19 protein-coding genes, 1 tRNA gene and 1 pseudogene are annotated in these 19632 nt (G+C 49.8%); 5 read left to right on the top strand and 16 right to left on the bottom strand.

The features are described 5' to 3' along the window. Nucleotides 1-66: 66 nt before the first annotated feature. From C8R14_RS07195 to gmk, 8 genes are all read right to left on the bottom strand, one after another. Nucleotides 67-1017, bottom strand: a complete 951-nt coding sequence (locus C8R14_RS07195) for an HpcH/HpaI aldolase/citrate lyase family protein (protein WP_011633720.1) — start codon at nucleotides 1015-1017, stop codon at nucleotides 67-69. A gap of 250 nt (nucleotides 1018-1267) precedes the next feature. Further along, nucleotides 1268-2776, bottom strand: a complete 1509-nt coding sequence (gene glgA / locus C8R14_RS07190) for a glycogen synthase GlgA (RefSeq protein ID WP_011633721.1) — start codon at nucleotides 2774-2776, stop codon at nucleotides 1268-1270. A 20-nt stretch (nucleotides 2777-2796) separates the two neighbouring features. Further along, entirely contained in the window at nucleotides 2797-4431 is a 1635-nt protein-coding gene (gene pgi / locus C8R14_RS07185) for a glucose-6-phosphate isomerase (RefSeq protein WP_011633722.1), read from the bottom strand. A gap of 28 nt (nucleotides 4432-4459) precedes the next feature. Continuing rightward, complete coding sequence (locus C8R14_RS07180) at nucleotides 4460-5638, bottom strand: acetyl-CoA C-acyltransferase family protein (RefSeq protein WP_011633723.1); 1179 nt, start codon at nucleotides 5636-5638, stop codon at nucleotides 4460-4462. A 9-nt stretch (nucleotides 5639-5647) separates the two neighbouring features. Continuing rightward, nucleotides 5648-6979, bottom strand: coding sequence for an ATP-dependent protease ATPase subunit HslU (hslU, locus tag C8R14_RS07175; protein ID WP_011633724.1), 1332 nt, complete (start codon nucleotides 6977-6979; stop codon nucleotides 5648-5650). Between the two features lie 34 nt (nucleotides 6980-7013). Beyond that, entirely contained in the window at nucleotides 7014-7535 is a 522-nt protein-coding gene (hslV, locus tag C8R14_RS07170; RefSeq protein ID WP_011633725.1) for an ATP-dependent protease subunit HslV, read from the bottom strand. Nucleotides 7536-7743: 208 nt separating this feature from the next. Next, a complete protein-coding gene (gene rpoZ / locus C8R14_RS07165) occupies nucleotides 7744-7947 on the bottom strand; it encodes a DNA-directed RNA polymerase subunit omega (protein WP_011633726.1) in 204 nt (67 codons plus the stop codon). Nucleotides 7948-7997: 50 nt separating this feature from the next. Further along, on the bottom strand, nucleotides 7998-8603 hold the full coding sequence (gmk, locus tag C8R14_RS07160; protein WP_011633727.1) for a guanylate kinase: 606 nt from the start codon (nucleotides 8601-8603) through the stop codon (nucleotides 7998-8000). Between the two features lie 139 nt (nucleotides 8604-8742). Between gmk and C8R14_RS07155 the strand changes: the two genes are divergently transcribed. After that, nucleotides 8743-8819, top strand: a tRNA-Val gene (locus C8R14_RS07155). Nucleotides 8820-8879: 60 nt separating this feature from the next. Here C8R14_RS07155 and nudB read toward each other — a convergent pair. The 6 genes from nudB to C8R14_RS07125 all read right to left on the bottom strand — a co-directional run bounded on the left by nudB (nucleotide 8880) and on the right by C8R14_RS07125 (nucleotide 14833). Beyond that, nucleotides 8880-9362: a dihydroneopterin triphosphate diphosphatase gene (gene nudB, locus C8R14_RS07150; RefSeq protein WP_011633728.1), complete on the bottom strand. Its 483-nt coding sequence runs from the start codon at nucleotides 9360-9362 to the stop codon at nucleotides 8880-8882. 13 nt (nucleotides 9363-9375) lie between these two features. Next, nucleotides 9376-11157, bottom strand: coding sequence for an aspartate--tRNA ligase (gene aspS, locus C8R14_RS07145; protein WP_011633729.1), 1782 nt, complete (start codon nucleotides 11155-11157; stop codon nucleotides 9376-9378). Between the two features lie 64 nt (nucleotides 11158-11221). Further along, nucleotides 11222-11539 (bottom strand): FmdB family zinc ribbon protein, encoded by a 318-nt coding sequence (locus C8R14_RS07140; RefSeq protein WP_011633730.1) that lies wholly within the window; start codon nucleotides 11537-11539, stop codon nucleotides 11222-11224. Nucleotides 11540-11651: 112 nt separating this feature from the next. Continuing rightward, nucleotides 11652-13103: a mannose-1-phosphate guanylyltransferase/mannose-6-phosphate isomerase gene (locus C8R14_RS07135; protein ID WP_011633731.1), complete on the bottom strand. Its 1452-nt coding sequence runs from the start codon at nucleotides 13101-13103 to the stop codon at nucleotides 11652-11654. A 63-nt stretch (nucleotides 13104-13166) separates the two neighbouring features. After that, a complete protein-coding gene (gene wecB, locus C8R14_RS07130; RefSeq protein WP_011633732.1) occupies nucleotides 13167-14279 on the bottom strand; it encodes a non-hydrolyzing UDP-N-acetylglucosamine 2-epimerase in 1113 nt (370 codons plus the stop codon). Nucleotides 14280-14644: 365 nt separating this feature from the next. After that, complete coding sequence (locus tag C8R14_RS07125; RefSeq protein WP_041353424.1) at nucleotides 14645-14833, bottom strand: hypothetical protein; 189 nt, start codon at nucleotides 14831-14833, stop codon at nucleotides 14645-14647. Between C8R14_RS07125 and C8R14_RS07120 the strand changes: the two genes are divergently transcribed. From C8R14_RS07120 to C8R14_RS07105, 4 genes are all read left to right on the top strand, one after another. Then, on the top strand, nucleotides 14832-15236 hold the full coding sequence (locus C8R14_RS07120) for a group III truncated hemoglobin (protein WP_011633733.1): 405 nt from the start codon (nucleotides 14832-14834) through the stop codon (nucleotides 15234-15236). The two genes, C8R14_RS07125 and C8R14_RS07120, sit on opposite strands and share 2 nt — an antisense overlap. Continuing rightward, on the top strand, nucleotides 15229-16452 hold the full coding sequence (locus C8R14_RS07115) for an NnrS family protein (protein ID WP_011633734.1): 1224 nt from the start codon (nucleotides 15229-15231) through the stop codon (nucleotides 16450-16452). The genes C8R14_RS07120 and C8R14_RS07115 overlap by 8 nt, the downstream gene beginning before the upstream one ends. Before the next feature lie 40 nt (nucleotides 16453-16492). Further along, a complete protein-coding gene (locus C8R14_RS07110; protein ID WP_011633735.1) occupies nucleotides 16493-16933 on the top strand; it encodes a CopD family copper resistance protein in 441 nt (146 codons plus the stop codon). A gap of 110 nt (nucleotides 16934-17043) precedes the next feature. Continuing rightward, nucleotides 17044-17529, top strand: a complete 486-nt coding sequence (locus tag C8R14_RS07105; RefSeq protein ID WP_011633736.1) for a YajQ family cyclic di-GMP-binding protein — start codon at nucleotides 17044-17046, stop codon at nucleotides 17527-17529. Nucleotides 17530-17637: 108 nt separating this feature from the next. Here C8R14_RS07105 and C8R14_RS07100 read toward each other — a convergent pair whose 3' ends face one another. Next, nucleotides 17638-19083, bottom strand: a complete 1446-nt coding sequence (locus tag C8R14_RS07100) for a porin (protein ID WP_011633737.1) — start codon at nucleotides 19081-19083, stop codon at nucleotides 17638-17640. A 336-nt stretch (nucleotides 19084-19419) separates the two neighbouring features. Continuing rightward, nucleotides 19420-19632 (bottom strand): annotated as a pseudogene (locus C8R14_RS13740) (IS481 family transposase); the annotation flags it as partial.

Here is a 19632-nt window from a genome sequence, read left to right as displayed (position 1 = left end):
ACACAGGTAACTGAGCATTCTTAGTCTGATTTCAGTGCAGTTATTTTTCAGAGGTTCCTTGAATACTTATTTGCTTTTGGCAGCAATCGCTTCTGCCATTTTGACGATGTTGTTTGCCATTCTTTCCGAGGCAGCATCGATCAGCTTGCCATCCAGTGCTGCTGCACCTTTTCCTTGAGCAGCAGCTTCTTTCATTGCCGCCAGTATCCGCTTGGCCTTGTCAATCTCAGCTGCTGGCGGGGTAAAGACCTCATTAGCCAGCACAACCTGGGAAGGATGAATAGCCCATTTTCCTTCACAACCCAATGCAGCGGCTCGCCTGGCGGCCAGCTTGAACCCTTCCGGATCCTGAATGTCTCCAAAGGGGCCATCGATCGGCCGCAGACCAAATGCGCGGCAGGCAACGGTCATTCTGCTGATGGCAGCATGCCATTGATCACCTGGGTAGTCCGGGTTGAGTCCACCGATATTGGTGGTGCGGGCACGATTGCTGGCGGCGTAATCAGCTACGCCAAAATGCAGTGCTTCCAGACGTCCCGCAGTTCCCTTGCGAGCGATATCTTCAACATTGGCCATTCCCAGCGCGGTTTCAATCAGTGCTTCCACCCCAATCCGGTTTTTCAACCCCTGCTGCATTTCGAGCTGATTGAGCATGGCTTCCACCATGTAGACATCTTCATAAACTCCGACTTTGGGGATCAGCAGCGTATCAATCTTGTGCCCGGCCTGCTCAACCAGATCAACCACATCGCGCACCATATACTGAGTATCCAACCCATTGATACGTACAGAAAGAGTGACACCATGGCTTTTCCAATCCAGATCATTGATGGCCTGGATGATATTTTTTCTTGCCTGGAGCTTGTCATCCGGTGCAACTGCATCTTCCAGATCCAGAAATATGAAATCCGCTCCGCTTTTCAGTGCTTTTTCAAACATTTCAGGGCGGGAACCGGGGACGGCCAGCTCGCAGCGTTGTACACGCGGTGTTTTGCTTTCATACAAGGTATGACTCATTCTTCCTCCAACAGATTAAATACGATGTTATGTGTGAATATCGAAATGCATGGTGCGCTGTGCGCAAACGTCACAGCTGTCCATAAAGGATTGCCAGGTGTATGGGATCCAAGCCGGAAATAAACTGCTCCCCCGGGGGATAAAATCAGATGCACAGAAGTGATGTTCTTGAGTAATTTGACAGCGTTGTTCGCCAGATCAGCGAAATTATAGCATTGACGTCGATCCGATTTCAGTCAATCCTGATCTTTCACGCAGTGCTGGCGGGCCTGTTCTTCTGCATGAGCAGCGAATAAATGGATTGATATGCCGAAGCAGATGCCTGCCAGCTAAAATCCTTTTGCATGCCGTTACGCTGCAGGTTTTTCCAGAGCCTGGTGTTGTGATAAGCATTAATGGCTCGTTTGATTCCTTCCATGAATGAATCAGCAGTCATCTCGTGAAAGTGAAAGCCGCTTGCACTTTTATCCGCCAGCGTTTCAGGAGTCAGATCCACTACAGTATCCATCAGTCCACCAGTGGCATGTACAACGGGAGGGGTGCCGTAGTGCTGGCTGTACATCTGATTCAAGCCACACGGCTCAAAACGAGAAGGCATCAGAAAGCAATCCGTGCCGGCATTGATTAGGTGTGACAAGGCTTCGTCATAACCAATACGGACTGCTATTTTTGTAGGGAAAGCTTGTGCCAGGGCAGCCAGTTGTTGTTCCAACAGTGCATCTCCACTTCCCAGCAGTGCTAACTGGGCAGGTAGATCAGCCAGCATGGGCGCTACCTGCAGCATGATATCGCTGCCTTTCTGGTGTGTGAGACGACTAACGGTTCCAAATAATGGAATCGCCTGGTTATTTTCCAGCCCCATTGTCTGCTGCAAGGCAAGTTTATTGGCGGCTTTTGCCGACAGATTCCTGCTGGTATATTTTTTCACAAGATATGGATCGGTTGCCGGGTTCCAGATGGCGGTATCGATTCCATTGACTATCCCGGTAATATCGTCGCTGCGCTTAGCCAACAGCCCCTGCAAACCGAATCCCAGTGGTTCCTGCTGGATTTCCCGGGCATAGCCAGGGCTAACTGTAGAAATATGGTCGGAGTAATAGATTCCTGCCTTGAGGAATGACAGGTTGCCATAAAATTCAGCGCCGTGCATGCTGAAACTTTCATCCGGTAGACCCAGTTTTGCTACCTCATCAGACGGAAAGTTACCCTGAAAAGCCAGGTTGTGCAGCGTTATCAGGCTGGCTGCTTTTTTTCCCGAATGGAAATGAAGATAGGCTGGCGTCAATCCGCTTTGCCAGTCGTTACAATGAACGATATCTGGTACCCAGGCAAGCGGACTGGCATCACTGGCGAGAAGCGCGCCAATTTTTGATAATAAGCCGAAGCGCTGTGCATTATCCGGCCAGTCCTGCCCGGTATCATCCAGATAAATTCCGCCTGTACGCTGATAAAGCGCTGGGCAATGGATAACGTATAAAGGCACACTGACAGATTCGTTAATCTGTAACCGGGAAGAAAGTAGTGTGGCGGGTGGGAAATGGGGTTGCAGATCAAATGTAGCCACTTTGCGTCTGGATTTCAGTCCGGCCAGTACCGCTGGATAACCGGGTAAGAGCAGGCGAGCATCCATTTTCAATGCACGCAATGCGACAGGCAATGCGGCACTGACATCACCCAACCCGCCAGTTTTGCATAATGGAAAAACTTCCGGGGTGACAAATAACACCCGTATATTTTTGCGAGGGGAAGAGGAAGGCATGGCTTGATATATGTTCTGATTTATTGTTGTGTTCTATAAAAATCGATCAGGTTGTTGGTTGATGCATCGTGCCCGGTTACCGGTTTATCTGCAGCCAATTCAGCCAGGATTTTTCCCGCCAGTTGCTTGCCGAGTTCTACTCCCCACTGATCGAATGGATTGATTTCCCAGATCACACTTTGCACGAATACTTTGTGCTCATAGAGTGCGATCAACATGCCAAGGGTTGCTGGATCGAGTTTTTTGAACAAAATCGAGGTGGTAGCTCGATTGCCTGGAAACACGCGATGAGGAAGCAAGCGTTCTATCGCTTCGACAGACAGATTTTGATTTATCAGTTCGGCTCTGACTTCCTGTTCATTTTTTCCGCGCATCAGTGCTTCGGTTTGAGCAAAGAAATTCGCCAGTAACATAGGGTGATGCTCGGGCAGCGAATGCTGGCATTGGCACGGTGCCAGAAAATCAGCTGTAAATTTCTGCGTGCCCTGATGCAGCAATTGATAAAAAGCATGCTGGCCGTTGGTACCGGGTTCGCCCCAGATCACCGCACCAGTGCTGTAGTCAACTGCTTCCCCGGTACGAGTGACACGTTTGCCACAGCTTTCCATTTCCAGTTGCTGTAAATAAGCTGGAAAACGGTGCATGGATTGATCGTAGGGCAGGATTGCCTGATTGGTTACATGAAAAAAATTGATTTGCCAGACTGCAATCAATCCCAGCATAACCGGCAAGTTTTTCTCAAAAGGCGTGGTCAGGAAGTGTTCATCCATTTTCTGCGCTCCGGCTAGCAGTAAACGGAAATTGTCCATTCCTACTGCCAATGCAATTGGCAGGCCGATGGCTGACCATAATGAATAACGCCCGCCGACCCAATCCCAGAATTCAAACATATTGTCCGGATCGATACCAAACTGGCTGACAGCTGCGCGGTTAGTGGAAACGGCGACGAAATGTGCTGCAATATCCTGTTCACTGCCTCCGCTGGCCAAAAACCATTCCCGCGCGGAATGGGCGTTGGTGAGTGTTTCCTGGGTGGTGAAGGTTTTGGAGGCGATGATGAACAGGGTTGTGGCAGGATTAAGGGGCTGCAATATGCTGGAAAGATGCGCGCCGTCAAGGTTGGAAACGCAATGAACCTGCAGTTGCGGCACATGATAAGGCTTAAGTGCTTCGGTTGCCATCACCGGACCGAGATCGGAGCCGCCGATACCGATATTGACCACATCGGTAATTGGCAGGCCGGAATAGCCCCGGTGCGTGCTGTTGTGAATTTTTCCGGTAAACCGTTCGATCTGCTGTAAAACGCGTTTAACCTCCTGTGTGACATCCACGCCATCTGTAAAAACAGGTGTATTGGCACGCAAGGCGATGTGCAATGCTGCCCGGTTTTCAGTAGAGTTGATCTTGTCGCCGTTGGCCATGCGAGCCATCCAGTCGGCCAGATTTTGCTGTCTGGCCAGTGCCAGCAATAAACGAATTGTCGTTTCATCAACCGGCTGTTTGCTGTAGTCAAGCAAAATATCCTTAAATTGCAGCGAGAATTTGTCGAACCGATGTGGGTCTTCGCTAAACAGGGTGCGTAGCGGGCGGTTTGCCATATCCGGCTGATGCGTGCTCAATGCTTGCCAAGCAGGGGATCGGGTCAGTGTGGACATATCTTTCTCCATAAGATAGGCAGCCGGATCAGTATTTTTCAAAAATTGCAGCGATTCCCTGTCCACCACCGATGCACAGGGTAACCAGTGCATGGCGGCCATTTATGCGCTGCAGCTCATAAATGGCTTTGATCGTCAGTATACAACCGGATGCACCAATCGGATGCCCCAGTGCCACGGCACCGCCGTTCGGGTTGGTTCTATCCGGATCGAAACCCAGTTCCCGGGCAACCGCACATGCCTGGACGGCAAAGGCTTCATTGGACTCGATTACATCTATATCAGTCAGCTTCAATCCGGCACGATTCAGCGCTTGCTTAACCGCTGGTACCGGGCCGATTCCCATATAACGTGGATCTACTCCGGCATGGCCGTAAGCAACCAGACGTGCCATCGGTTGATGATTGTTTTGTGTGGCTGCATGTTCTTCCATCAGCACCAGTGCGGCCGCACCATCATTGATGCCGGATGCATTACCGGCCGTGACTGTGCCGTTTTCCCGGAAAACCGGGTGCAGTTTTCCCAGTGTTTCCATACTGATGTTGTCGCGTGGATGCTGGTCTGTATCGAATATTACCGTACCTTTACGACTGGAAACCTCAACCGGCACGATCTGTTCCCGGAAATAGCCGCTATGAATAGCGTGAATAGTACGCTGATGGCTTTCCAGGGCAAACTGATCTTGCTGCTCGCGGGTAATACGCCATTTTTTAGCGATGTGTTCAGCGGTGATCCCCATGTGCACCTGATCAAACGGATCGGTCAGGGCGCCTACCATCATGTCGGTTGCGATACTGTCATGCATACGCTGTCCCCAGCGCAGTGCGGGCAACAGATACCCGCCACGGCTCATCGACTCAACGCCGGCAGCAATAGCCACATCGGTATCTCCCAACTGCACCGCCTGCGCAGCAGAGATAATCGCCTGCAATCCACTGCCGCAAACCCGGTTCAGAGTAAGTGCCGCTACATGCTGTGGCAGACCAGCTTCCAGCGCCGCCACGCGTGCCAGATACATATCCCGTGCTTCAGTGGGGATAACATGCCCGGCAAACAGGTGTCCGATGCTTGCGGGATCTATATCGGCACGGGCGATGGCCTCTTTAATCGTGATGGCGGCCAGCGTGGTGGGCGCCAGATCCTTCAGTGCGCTGCCGTAATCACCGATTGCGGTTCTTGTGCCACTCAGAATGACAACGTTGCGCATTGAAAATGGTTACAGTACGTAGCGAGCCAGATCTTCGCTCTGCGAGAGTTTGCCAAGACGTTCATCAACATACGCAGCATCAATGACATGTGTGCTTCCGCTGTAGCGAGTGGCATTGAATGAAATGTCTTCCAGCAATTTTTCCATCACGGTATGTAGCCTTCTGGCGCCAATGTTCTCGGTTATTTCATTGACCGAAAAGGCAATCTCGGCCAGTCGCTCGATGGCGTCTTCTGAAAAATTCAGTTCAATCCCCTCTGTTTTCAGTAGTGCCTGATACTGGCGAATCAGGCAGGCATCGGTGTTGGTGAGAATTTGCTTGAAATCATCCGCGCTGAGGCTGTCCAGTTCCACCCGAATGGGGAAACGTCCCTGGAGTTCGGGGATTAGGTCCGATGGTTTGGCCAGATGAAAAGCCCCGCTGGCGATAAACAGGATGTGGTCGGTACGGATCATGCCGTACTTTGTGGAAATGGTCGTGCCCTCTACCAGCGGCAGCAAATCGCGCTGAACGCCCTGGCGTGAAATATCGGAACTGGATACTTCTGAGCGGCTGGTAATCTTGTCAATTTCATCAAGAAACACGATGCCGTTTTGCTCGACATTCTGCACTGCATTCAGTTTCAATTCCTCATCATTGATCAGGCGGGCGGCTTCTTCTTCAGTCAGTAGTTTTCTGGCTTCACGGATACGCAACTTGCGTGACTTTTTCTTGCTGGCACCCATGTTCTGAAACATACCCTGAATCTGGGAAGTTAGTTCTTCCATGCCTGGCGGGGCAAAAATTTCCATGCTGGCTTGTGACATGGTAATTTCGATATCGATTTCCTTGTCGTCAAGCTCACCTTCGCGCAGTTTCTTGCGGAATTTCTGGCGGGTTGCGTTATTTTCTTCGCTAGGGTTGGCATCAAAGCCTGAATCACGTGCCGATGGTAGCAGGGCGTCAAGTATCCGTTCCTCCGCGCGATCTTCAGCCAGAGGCTTATTCTTCCTGATCTCGTGCTCGCGAGCCTGTTTGATGGCAGATTCCACCAGGTCGCGAATAATGGAATCGACATCCCGACCGACATAACCCACCTCGGTAAACTTGGTCGCCTCGATCTTGATGAAAGGCGCATCAGCCAGCCTGGCAAGTCGCCTGGCAATTTCAGTCTTGCCGACACCAGTCGGGCCGATCATGAGGATATTTTTAGGGGTGATTTCGTGGCGCAGTGGCTCACCCACTTGTTGCCTGCGCCAGCGATTTCTCAATGCAATGGCGACGGATCGTTTAGCGGCTTCCTGCCCGATGATATGTTTGTCCAGTTCGTGGACAATTTCCTGTGGCGTCATATGTGACATGATAGGTTTTCCTGGCTTGGATTAATTCCTGGTGTTAATCGAGCTGCTCAATGACATGCACCTGATTGGTATAGATGCAGATATCACCGGCGATGGTCAGCGCCTTGGCAACGGTCTCGGCAGGGCCCAGATTAGTATTTTCCAGCAGTGCACGTGCAGCCGCCTGCGCATAGGCGCCACCACTCCCGATAGCCGCTAGCCCTTGTTCCGGTTCAATGACGTCGCCTGCTCCTGTGATGATGAGAGTGGCTTCATGATCGGCCACTACCAGCATCGCTTCCAGGCGACGCAGGATACGGTCAGTACGCCAGTCCTTGGCAAGTTCGACTGCAGAGCGCAAGAGATGTCCCTGATGTTTTTCCAGTTTGGCTTCAAAGCGTTCAAATAGCGTGAATGCATCGGCCGTGCCGCCTGCAAATCCCGCAAGAACCTTGTCGTGATAAAGCCTGCGTACCTTGCGTGCACTGGCTTTAGCAACGACTGCGCCAAGCGTGACCTGGCCATCTCCACCCAATGCTACTTGCCGGCCGCGCCGGACTGATACTATCGTGGTCATATTTTTTGTATTTGGCTAAAAAAACGATTATAACGCCGTTTTATAACGAGATTCAGTTACGGGTGCAGATGTCGCCAGAAGAGGGGCTGTCTTCAAGCAGGGAATCAATCAGGTAGTACCGATTTTATTTGTATGTGTATGTGGCGGGGAGCGGGGAGCTATGAGGCAGGTTACAGCAGTATCCGCTGGTGGATATCGTGCTGCCTGATTAACGTATTGTATTAAGTATGTTTTCGTTGTATTTTTTTTGTGCTAGCTCGCGCAAGGCAATAACGATCGGCTTGTCGCGTCCGGCATCAATCATTGGCGTGGAACCAACTGATATCTGCCTTGCCCGCACGGTCGCTGCCAGTGTCATATTAAAACGGTTCGGGATCACTTTCAGACAATCTTCTACGGTAATGCGTGCCATGATGGATAACTCCAGTAAAAATTTACAAAAATGTAAAAACGTAAGGCTGATCAGGAAAATTCAGCAAGCAGAGCGCGCTGCCTGACAAGCTGACGGATTGTTTTCAGCCGTTCAGCCCGAATAATGCAGGAGATTTCCTGTGCTGCTGTCTCCAGTTCGTGATTAACAACGACATAGTCAAATCTATTGAGATGGCTGGTCTCGCTGCACGCAGCCGACAACCGCCGTTCAATGGTCTTGCTTTCATCCAGGCCGCGTTGCTCCAGACGGTTTTTTAATGTTTCCATGGATGGAGGCAGAATAAATATGGAAGCAGCCTGCGGGTAGAGTTCGCGCACCTGTTGCGCCCCCTGACAATCTATTTCCAGCAGGACATCCTGTTCCGCCACCATGGTTTCTTCTATCCACTTGCGTGAGGTGCCATAAAAATTGCCATACACCTCGGCGCTTTCCAGGAATTCACCATGTGCCTGCATTTCCCTGAAAGTTGCGTGATCAACAAAAAAGTAATCACGACCGTTCTCTTCATCCCGCCTGGGGGGGCGTGTGGTATAGGAAACTGAGAGGGTTACATTGATATCCGTTTGCAGCAAAGTACGGATTACACTGGTTTTACCGGCACCAGAGGGTGCGCTGATTACAAACAGACAACTCATAATATTTCGTTTTATTGAAATTCTGGCGTATTTTAACAGGTAAATACCCGGAAACTCCCGGGATTATTTATTGTTGATAATGGAAGTCGTCAATAAATTTGAAGCGGATCGTTGTTTCAGTTAGAATCTTTTTTTCTTCAGGCGCGTAGCTCAGCTGGTTAGAGCACCACCTTGACATGGTGGGGGTCGTTGGTTCGAGTCCAATCGCGCCTACCAGAAGACAATCGGATTCTGGTATCTGTTATCGTCACGCGCTTCGGCCAACTCCATTTTTTTCTATGTCTCGTCTTGAGTTCTATTGATCGGGAATTTCTTTGATTTTCGCTCACTTGCCAGTATGCGGATCGCCTGCGCGTTACTGGGAGAAAAGACCTTGTCAGCCGCTTCTTGCCACGGCAGCCAGATATATCCCAAGTGCTCACGCGGAGAAATGACAACCGGTATCGTTTCCGGCAGCTCTAGTCCAAACATGTGCTCGGTATTGTGTGTTATTCCCGGCGGGTAGCGCCAACGCCATTCTTCAAAAAGTTTATAGTGATTTTGTATTTCCCAGTTGCGGAGGATGTAATTGGCAGTATTCAGGCCGGTTTCCTCTCTAACTTCACGCGCAGCAGTCTGCTGCAGTGTTTCTCCCGGATTCTGGCTGCCTGTAACAGACTGCCAGTAACCGGGGTGGTCAGCGCGTTCCAACAGCAACACCCGCAGATCGACCGTGTGGATAACGACCAGAACAGATATGGGTATTTTGTAGACTTGCAACAGACAAATCCAGCTAATCGGTTGTGATATCGGTCTTTCGCAGACGGATATGCAGCTCCCGCAATTGTTTCTCCTCGACGGTACTGGGTGCCTGCGTCAGCAGACATTGAGCGCGTTGTGTTTTGGGGAAAGCAATCACATCGCGGATAGAATCTGTACCGGTCATCATGGCAACGATACGATCAAGACCAAAGGCTATGCCGCCATGCGGTGGGGCGCCGTATTGCAGGGCATCCAGCAGAAAGCCGAATTTCAGTTTTGCTTCGTCATCCGCTATGTTCAATGCCTGGAATACCTTGCTTTGTACATCCTGCCGGTGAATACGGATTGACCCACCGCCAATTTCCATGCCGTTCAATACCATGTCATATGCCCTGGAAAGTGCCTTGCCCGGATCGGTTGCCAGGAAATCCTCATGCCCCTGGCTGGGAGCGGTGAAGGGGTGATGTAAGGCCTGCCAGCGTTTTTCTTCTTCGTCCCACTCGAACATTGGGAAATCCACGACCCACAAAGGTTGCCACAAATTTGTGGCCAGACCGCGTTCATGCCCGATTTTGACCCGTAATGCGCCCAAGGCATCGTTAACAGTTTTGACCTTGTCCGCACCAAAAAATACCAGATCACCATTCTGTGCCTGAGTGCGTTCGAGCATCGATTGCACGACAGGCTCGGGCAGGAATTTCAGGATAGGGGATTGCAATCCCTCCATACCTTTGGTCAGGTCATTAATCTTGATATAGGCCAGACCTTTTGCTCCGTAAATGCCGACAAACCGGGTGTACTCATCGATCTCCTTGCGGGACAGCTCCCCACCACCAGGAACACGTAGTGCGGCGACTCGCCCACCCGGTTTTTGTGCAGCATCGCGGAATACCTGGAAAGGTACGTCCTGCATCAGATCAGTCAGCTCTGTCAGTTCCAGTGGCACCCGCAGATCTGGCTTGTCTGATCCGTAGCGGAACATGGCGTCAGCATAACTGATCCGGGGGAAGGGGTCGGGCAAGCTGACATTGATCACATCAGCAAACAGGCGGCGGATCATGTCCTCCATCAGATCCATGATGTCATTTTCTTGCAGAAAAGAGGTTTCAATATCAATCTGGGTAAATTCTGGCTGGCGGTCTGCACGCAGATCTTCGTCCCGGAAGCAGCGGGTAATCTGATAGTAGCGATCGAACCCGGACACCATCAGTAGCTGCTTGAACAGTTGCGGAGATTGTGGCAGTGCAAAAAAACAGCCAACGTTGACGCGCGAAGGTACCAGATAATCACGCGCGCCTTCCGGCGTGGATTTGGTCAGCATTGGCGTTTCCACGTCGATAAAGCCGTGCTGATCCAGGAATACGCGTGTCGCCATGGTGACCTTGTGCCGCAACCGGATGTTGTGTTGCATCGCCGGGCGGCGCAAATCCAGATAACGGTATTCCAATCGTATCGCTTCGCTCAGATTGTCATCATCCATCTGGAACGGGGGAGTGAGCGAAGGATTTAAAATTTCGATAGTGCTGACCAATACTTCGATTTCCCCGCTGGGAATCCCCCGGTTGACTGTCCCCTCGGGACGATGGCGTACCAGGCCGGTAATTTCCAGCACAAATTCATTACGGATTTTTTCTGCAATCGGGAAAGCTGCAACATTATCAGGATCACAAACAATCTGAACGATTCCCTCGCGGTCGCGCAGGTCAATAAAAATAACCCCACCATGATCACGCCGGCGATGTACCCAGCCGCATAAAGTAATTGTTCTACCCAGATGACGTGTGTTGATGGCGCCGCAATAGTCAGTACGCATAAGTGACGTTAATGTTGATTGAATGAAAAAACGGTTCAGATAACCTTGCTGTGTAAAAATCCTGCTAGTCTGTAGCAGGCGCAGACGGCACGGTGGTTGTGGTCGGTGTTGTCGCCGCGGTATTTGCAGCAGTCTTATCGGTGCTGGTAGTTTCCGTGCCGGATTCCTCTTTTGGTTTTGAATCCGGTCTGCCAGTATTCTTGTTTCTGAAATCTGTTACATACCATCCAGTTCCCTTCAGCTGGAAACCTGCAGCAGAAACTTTCTTGACATAATCAGTGCTGCCGCAGGAAGGGCACTTTGCGATCGGAGCATCACTCATTTTCTGTAGATACTCCTTTTCCAATCCACATGCATGGCAGGCATACTCATAGATCGGCATGCTTTTTCTCCTTTAAATAAAGTCTTTGAAAACGGCATTATACTTGACTGCCAGAGCAATTTCCCGGGTGGCTTTGCCTGATCGCGGGCTGTATCAGCCTGGCTCGAGCCTGTTAACTTTCCTTTCTGCCGTATTTATCCTCAAACCGGACGATATCATCTTCTCCCAGATAGGAACCGGACTGGACTTCAATCATTTCCAGCGGCACTCGTCCTGGGTTTTCCAGCCGGTGCGGTGTCCCCAGCGGAATAAAAGTGGATTCATTTTCACTGACCAGAAAGGTTTTGTCTGCCCGGGTAACCTGTGCGGTTCCACGCACCACAATCCAGTGTTCGGCGCGGTGATGGTGCATTTGTAATGATAATGCGGCGCCAGGGTTGACAACAATGCGCTTGACCTGGAAGCGTTCACCTGTATCGATCGAATCGTACCAGCCCCACGGGCGGTATATTTTGCGATGTGAGCGGGTTTCCGGCCGGTTTTTCTGCCTTAGGGTGTCAACGATATGTTTGACTTCCTGTGTTTTGTCCTGATGTGCAACCAGAATCGCGTCAGAAGTTTCCACAATGACTACGTTATTTACGCCGATACAAGCAACCAGTCGATGCTCGGAGAATGCAAGAGTGTTATAACACTCTTGCAATAACACATCGCCGCGTACGACGTTGCCTGATTCATCCTTTGGCAGGGTGTGCCACAACGCATCCCACGCGCCGATATCCGACCATCCGGCTGAAAGCGGAATGATTGCGCCTGGCGGCAAGGTATCCGGATGAGTGGAAAGTGATTCCATCACGGCATAATCAATGGAATCGCCGGGGCAGGCAGCAAAGGCAGTTTTATCAATCCGGTGAAAATCACCATCTACTGATTCCGGCTGCCATGCAGCGCGGCAGGCATCCAGAATATTTTGACGGCAGGTATCAATGGCAGCAAGCCAGACAGATGTGCGCATCATGAACATGCCGCTGTTCCATAAATAGGAACCTTCTTGCAGATAATTCTGTGCCGTGACCAGATCTGGTTTTTCAACAAAGCGGGAGATCTGGAAAGTACCCGGTTCGTGTAGTGCAGTACCGTACTGAATATAGCCATAACCGGTTTCCGGCGTATCAGGCGTGATACCAAAAGTAACCAACATACCGCTTTCGGCAAGCAGTATACCCTTGTGAACAGCTGTCTGAAAGGCAGCTATATCTGTGATGACATGGTCAGATGGCATCACCAGCAAGATCGGATCATTCCCTTCTTGTATAGCAGCTAATGCCGCGATTGTCAGAGCAGGCGCAGTATTCCGCCCGAATGGTTCAAGAATGATCTTGCCGGTTTTACCGATAAGCCGAAGCTGCTCTGCAATCACAAAACGGTACTCCTCGTTGCACACAATGATGGGCGGTTGAATAACGATATCATCCAGCCCATCCAGGCGGCGCACGGTTTCCTGCAGCAGGGAATGCTGATCAACCAGCGGCAGTAATTGCTTGGGATATTGCTGGCGCGAAAGTGGCCATAGCCGTGTGCCTGAGCCACCGGAAAGAATGACTGGGGTAAGGGAATGTTTCATGCTTGCATCAGATTGGTTATGAAGAATAGGGCAGATTTTTGCTGACCATTCGAAATTTTGAATTCAGGGGCGATCCAATTCTCTGGTCAGTATTTCCACGATACGCCGTGCAGCATTGCCATCCCATAAATTCGGCCGGCGTCCCTGCTTGCCGCGTCCTTGTAAAATGTTGTCCACCGCAGACTGTATTCGTACTGGATCGGTTCCTGCCAGTGTGTTGGTACCTTCATCCACCGTGACTGGCCGTTCGGTATTTTCCCGGATGGTGACACAGGGAATTCCCAGGGCGGTAGTTTCTTCCTGCAAACCGCCACTATCAGTCAGAACAACGGTGGCATCCTTCCAGAGATGAAGAAAGGGCATGTAAGCCTGTGGGCCGATCAGTGTAATGTTGGGTCCCAGATCGATATTAAATTTTTTCAGATTGTTTTGTGTGCGCGGATGGGCCGGAAAGATGAGCGGAAGCTGCTTGGCGATCTGTTGCAATGCTTGGCTGATACGTTGCAGCGTTTCAGGGTAGTCTACATTGCTTGGTCGGTGCATGGTGACAACGCCATACGGGCGATCTTTCAGTGACGTTTTAAGTGGATTGGTCTCAAATCCGGAAGTGTCTACTCGGACAAGCTGTTCGACTTGGTAGAACAGATTATCCACCATAACATGGCCGACATAATGAATGGCTGAGGCCGGTTTTCCTTCTCGTAACAAATGCTGTTGTCCACTCGGCTCGGTCACAAAAAACCAGTCGGTAATACTATCTGTCACCAAGCGATTAATTTCCTCCGGCATGCACATATCGCCGCTGCGCAACCCTGCCTCGACATGCGCAACCGGAATGTGCAGTTTCTTGGCGACGATCGAACAGGCCAGGGTTGAATTGACATCGCCGACAACCAGTACCGCATCTGGTTGCTCTGCCAAGCAATATTCCTCGAAGGCGATCATTATTTTTGCTGTTTGCTGTGAATGGCTGCCACCGCCGGCTGCCATAAAGATATCTGGTTGCGGGATGCCCAGCTCCTCGAAAAAAACATCGTTCATTGCCCGGTCGTAATGCTGACCGGTGTGAACAATCTTGTAGGCCAATTTATCCTGCTGCTGCAAAGCGCGGACAATTGGCGCAATTTTCATAAAATTAGGGCGTGCACCAGCAATGAGATGAATTTTTTTCTGCATAATTTTTTCCGCGAGACAGAGACAATGAGCAGGATTGTAAACCTTGAAAACTTCCCGGGTTTCTTTATCTGCCAAAAGATAATTTTGATGCTACCAGTTTTCCTGGGAATCCTCTGAAAAACTGTCTACGTTGCCATCACTGCGTTAAAAACAGGCTCAAAATACTTATTTGTTGCTTGTAAACTGTATTTGCTCGGCGTAAGCGCCTCACCCTACGGGCCGGCCTCACGGCTGTTCGCTGCGCTTTGCTTGCATCACCTGTGGTTGCCTTGCTGACTGCCTCACTAATACTTTTAAAGGATACCTGATAGACAGCAAGTGGCCTTGACTGGATTGCTCCTGATTCAGAATCGTATCATGACAAGTCAGCAGGCAATACTTGAGAAATCTCTGAAAAACCACTGTATTTCACCATGATTGATGCGTTGCAACAGTGTCACGGGCCAAGGAAAACCTTGATGAGGATTACTGATGGTCTGGCTTGCTGAGGTACTCAAATATAAGATACACTCAAAATCAATCTTATAAATACTCTGCTCAGGAGAAGTATTCATGCCTGATCCTACGTTGTGTACTGAGGAAGATATCACACGCCTGATCCACGCTTTTTATACCCGGGTACGGGATGATGAAGCACTTGGTCCCATTTTCGACGCACATATTGATGACTGGAGCCTCCATCTGACCAGAATGGTGGATTTTTGGTCATCTATTTTGCGCGGTACTGATCGTTTTAGTGGTACGCCAATGCCCAAACATATAGCCCTGCCTGATCTGAATGCAGAGCTGTTTCAGCGCTGGCTCAAGCTGTTCCATAAAACCGCTGCTGAACAATCGAATCAGGCCATGGCTGAACAGATTTGTATGATGGCTGATCGCATCGCCCGCAGTCTGTGGATGGGTTATCAGATCAGTCATCATCCTGAGGTGATGCCTGTGGGGTTGCCTCATGGTTGAGTCATCACAAATCAGGAAGCAGCTGCCAGCGCCGCAATGGGCTGCTTTCCTCAGCCTGGGCTTTCGGCCACTGTATATTGCAGGCTGTTTCTGGGCAGCTATTTCGGTAGCACTATGGATATATGCACCCCAATGGCTGACGGGTGTGTTAGCTGGTATGCTCTGGCACGCACATGAAATGCTGTGGGGGTTCGTCGCCACTATTGCAGTAGGATTCCTGCTGACCGCTAGTGCTAATTGGACTGGCATCAATCCGTTGCACGGTCGTGCGCTAGGCGGGTTGACACTGTTGTGGATTGTGGCGCGAGCTGGTTTTTTGATGCCGGGATCGATAGCATTTGGTATCGCAACACTTTGTGAGCTGCTGTTTTTCGGCATAGCGGCACTGGCGCTGGGCCGAGTTATTTATCAAAAACGCAGCCAGCGTAATTACGGTATACCACTGCTTGTGCTGGGGCTAGGTGTGGCTGATGGCCTGTTTCTGTGGTTTATACAGGCAGGGGATTATGCTTTGTTGATGGAGAGTTTTCATGCCGGCCTGCTGTGCATGGCAGTGATCGCACTGTTGATTGCACGCCGGGTGATTCCATTTTTCGCTATGCGGGCAGTGCAGGGTTTGACGATCCCGATGCTTACCGGCAGTGGTCAATGGCAACTTGCAGCGAGCATTTTCGCCATTGTGTTCTTGCTGTTAGGGTGGACCTCGGCAGCGGCAATCGCGCTGGCAGCCGCCGGGACTCTTGCTCTGTGGCAACTGCTTGCCTGGAAGCCGTGGGCCGTTCGACAGGTGCCATTATTGTGGATTCTTTATACTGGATACGCCGGGCTGGGTATTGGTTTGCTGGTTGCAGCCGCTTATTCTGCAGGCTGGATCTCCCGTGCTGCCTGGCCAGTGCATGTAATCGGCGTGGCAGGCTTTGCGATACTGATTATCGGCATGGTTACCCGTACTGCATTGGGTCACCTGGGGCGGCCATTACGTACTGATCGCAGCATGGTCATTTTGTATATGTTAATTATCACGGCTGCTGTACTGCGACTGGCGGCGCTGTTGCCAACTGCTTACGTGCCAGGCCTGTTGCATGGTTCGTCTGCGATCTGGATATCGGCCTTTGTACTTTACCTCTGGCGTTTTCTTCCAATGTTGATCCGGCCGCGTGCAGATCAATCGCCTCCGGTGATCAAGCCGGGAAATATTCCGGCACAGCCTCACTGATCGTTGAACGTATGAATATTCAACCAAGAGGATTCATGCAATGAGTTATGGCTTGTTGATAACGCTGCATTTGCTGGCTGCGATCGCTTTTGCGGGAACAGTATTTTTTGAAGTCGTCATGATCGAAGGTATACGCAAGCACCTGCCGCACGAAATCATGCGTGAGGTTGAACGCGCTATTGGTAACCGTGCTGTCAGGATCATGCCCTGGGTACTTCTGGTACTGTATTCCGCCGGAATAGGGATGGCCTGGCAACATCAGGCGACCCTGGCACAGCCTCTGGCCAGCAGTTTTGGACTGTTATTGAGTATCAAGATCATCTTGGCAATCAGCGTTTTCGGTCATTTCGTGACAGCCATGATATGGCGGAAGCGCGGTCTGCTGAACAGGCGGCGTTCACAGCGCTTACACCTGAGCATCTTCTGCCACGTACTGGCAATTGTCATCCTGGCGAAAGCCATGTTTTATCTACCCTGGTAACCAGGGCACTGCCTGCTTTATCAAGAGTTCCAGAGTGTTACTGAAGCTGGATGCAAGGCTTATAATATGACATTCAGTTCTTCAATCCTTCAGTCTGACCAGGAGAAGTTATGCCTTCATTTGATATCGTTTCTGAAGTTGATAAACAAGAAATTCGTAACGCGGTTGATCAGCTTAACAAGGAAGTTTCTGCCCGTTTTGATTTCAAGGGCTCGGATGCACGTGCCGAGCAGACCGACTATGAGCTTTATCTTTTTGCGGATGATGAATTCAAACTCGGTCAAGTGATGGATATTCTGATAGCCAAATTTACCAAGCGAGAGATTGATGTGCGCTGTCTGGATAAGGGGCAGGTTGAGAAAATAAGCGGTAACAAGGTAAAGCAAAAAATTACGGTTAAAACCGGAGTGGAAAGCGATCTGGCCAGAAAAATTGTCAAGCTGATCAAGGATAGCAAACTTAAAGTCCAGGCGAGCATTCAAGGTGAGGTTGTACGGGTAACTGGTGCAAAACGTGATGTTTTACAGGAAGTAATTCAGCTAGTGAAAGGCGGTATTACAGAATTGCCATTACAATTCCGTAATTTTCGGGATTGAACGTTCGGTTCGGTAACAGGTATCAATTATTCCTTCTTAAGATTACTACAATAAACGAGGCAGGAGTGCATGTTGCTGCAACTCCCGCTTTGGCCATCTATTTAGAAATTAGAAATAGTTCCACTGTACCTGGAATCTCACGACATCAGACTTGAATTGCTTGTCATATTTTAGATCAGTGCGGTTCATCATATGATAGACCGTTGTAAGTTCAACTGCCGGTGAAATCTGCCATTCTACCCCGAATTCCCAGTCTCTTACACGATCCTGAGGGGTATTATCCTGGAGTCTCAGTGCACCGTTATAGCGTTGCCATTTGACGAATGGAAGTAAGGTTCCCCAACGAAATCCATCGTATTTATACATTGCCTGAACATAGCCGCCGTTGAGGGAATGGTTGGCAATCGTTTTCTTATCGTCACTTAGGCTGGGACCATTTCCCCAGTTCCATTCAGCTTGTAAGCCAAAGGGCTGCGGATAAAGTATAGCGTGCACCCCGACACGTTCATCTCTGATACCTTTTTCAGGTACATCCGTAATCTTGGTTTTATCATATTTCGGAACATAGCGGCCGTGGTAAGCGGATGCGCCTACTTCAATAAGTTGGCCGTTTCCAAACTGGAACGGATAGGTGAGACGGCCTACGATGTGCACTCCGTTATTCAGGTCAACATTGTTGGGCCCCTGGCCACCAAAAGTACCAAAGGAAAACATACCGTAGTCACCCGTGCCTTTCAGTTTCTTCGCTGCTTTGAACCGCTCTTGTACATGAGTGGGCGTCCACATAAAGAATGCACCGATGTCTCGCTCATTACAACAGTCCATTGCATCGGTGCGGTCAAGTGCGAGACGCTCTGAGCTGGATTGTAGGCTTTCGAAGCCGAGCGGAATTTTTGATTGTCCGACCCTAACCCGATATTCCTTGCCTTTATCGAAGAATAGGTCACCATAAGCATCCCTTAAGATGGCGCTACTGGCAAGATCTGCCTGTAAGTAAAAATAGAGATAATCGGTAATATCCCCGGAAAGAGCCAGGCGCGCTCTTTTGATCAAGAAGGATGATTTATCCGGTCCGGCAGATTTGTCCTGCCAGTAGGATGCGCCATCATTGTCTCCCCACAGACTTTTTCCGTAGCGGAATTGTGTATAACCCTTGATGCTGATTCTTTCGTACCATTTTTTTTCTTCCTTGGGTTTTTCTGCAGAGGGTACAGGGGTTCTCGATGCATGTTTAATTTGTTCGTTTGTTTGTTTAGACTGCGTTTCTACACGCTGTTCGCTATCTTGTGCGGATCTGGTTTCAGCATGTCTGGTGGGTGATTCATCCGGTCTGGACTTTTCTTCGGCTGAGGATTTGGATACTGTTTCTTCCACCTGCTGGAATACGCCCAGCTTGATCCTGTTTTCACCCGGCTCTGCATAAAGCTGTTTGGTGACGGTATCCATGTAGAGGATAAGTTTTTCTGCGCAGACCGGAAGCGGAACAGACAAGGTGGGTAATACAAGAAATATGAGTAATGCAAATGACCTGATACTTGTAATTTTCGCCATCATTTGTTTGATTTTTATCCTCTTATTAAAGTATAGAAATATACGTCGATCACCATGACTGAGAATAGTAATTAAAATTATTCTTGTAGACTGTTTCAAAAATCGTGAGGATGTATTGATACAGTCGTCGGAATTATCCTGATAGCGAGTGACAGGCTAGTGACAGCCTGATGACTATTTTGTTACAGAAATTACGGGAAAATATCTGAATCCGGACAGGATTCCTGCAGCCGGGCGGGAGATCGCCTGGTGCAGGAAGATTAATGCTGAAGGATGAGTGGTAGAGGGGATTGCAAATAAAGAGAATGGAATAGAGCTACGTTATAGCTTTTGCATGTATCAGATTGATGCGTGGCCTAGGTTGTTTAGTCCCACGGTGTGCTGGAATGGATCAAAGATAAAACGATCTGGCTCATTTTTCCAGATTTTGCAGATGTATTCATAGGGTGTTAGGCCTTTGAGAGCTTTTAGTCTTTTGGCGAAGTTATAAGCCATCACAAAGCGATGGAGATGGGCCTTCAACTGATCGTGTGAGTCGTAATAATACCGTTT

It is taken from the genome of Nitrosomonas eutropha, assembly GCF_003201195.1.
GTDB lineage: Bacteria > Pseudomonadota > Gammaproteobacteria > Burkholderiales > Nitrosomonadaceae > Nitrosomonas > Nitrosomonas eutropha.
Note: the sequence above shows the minus strand (reverse complement) of the source record. Positions and strands in the feature narration are given on the sequence as shown.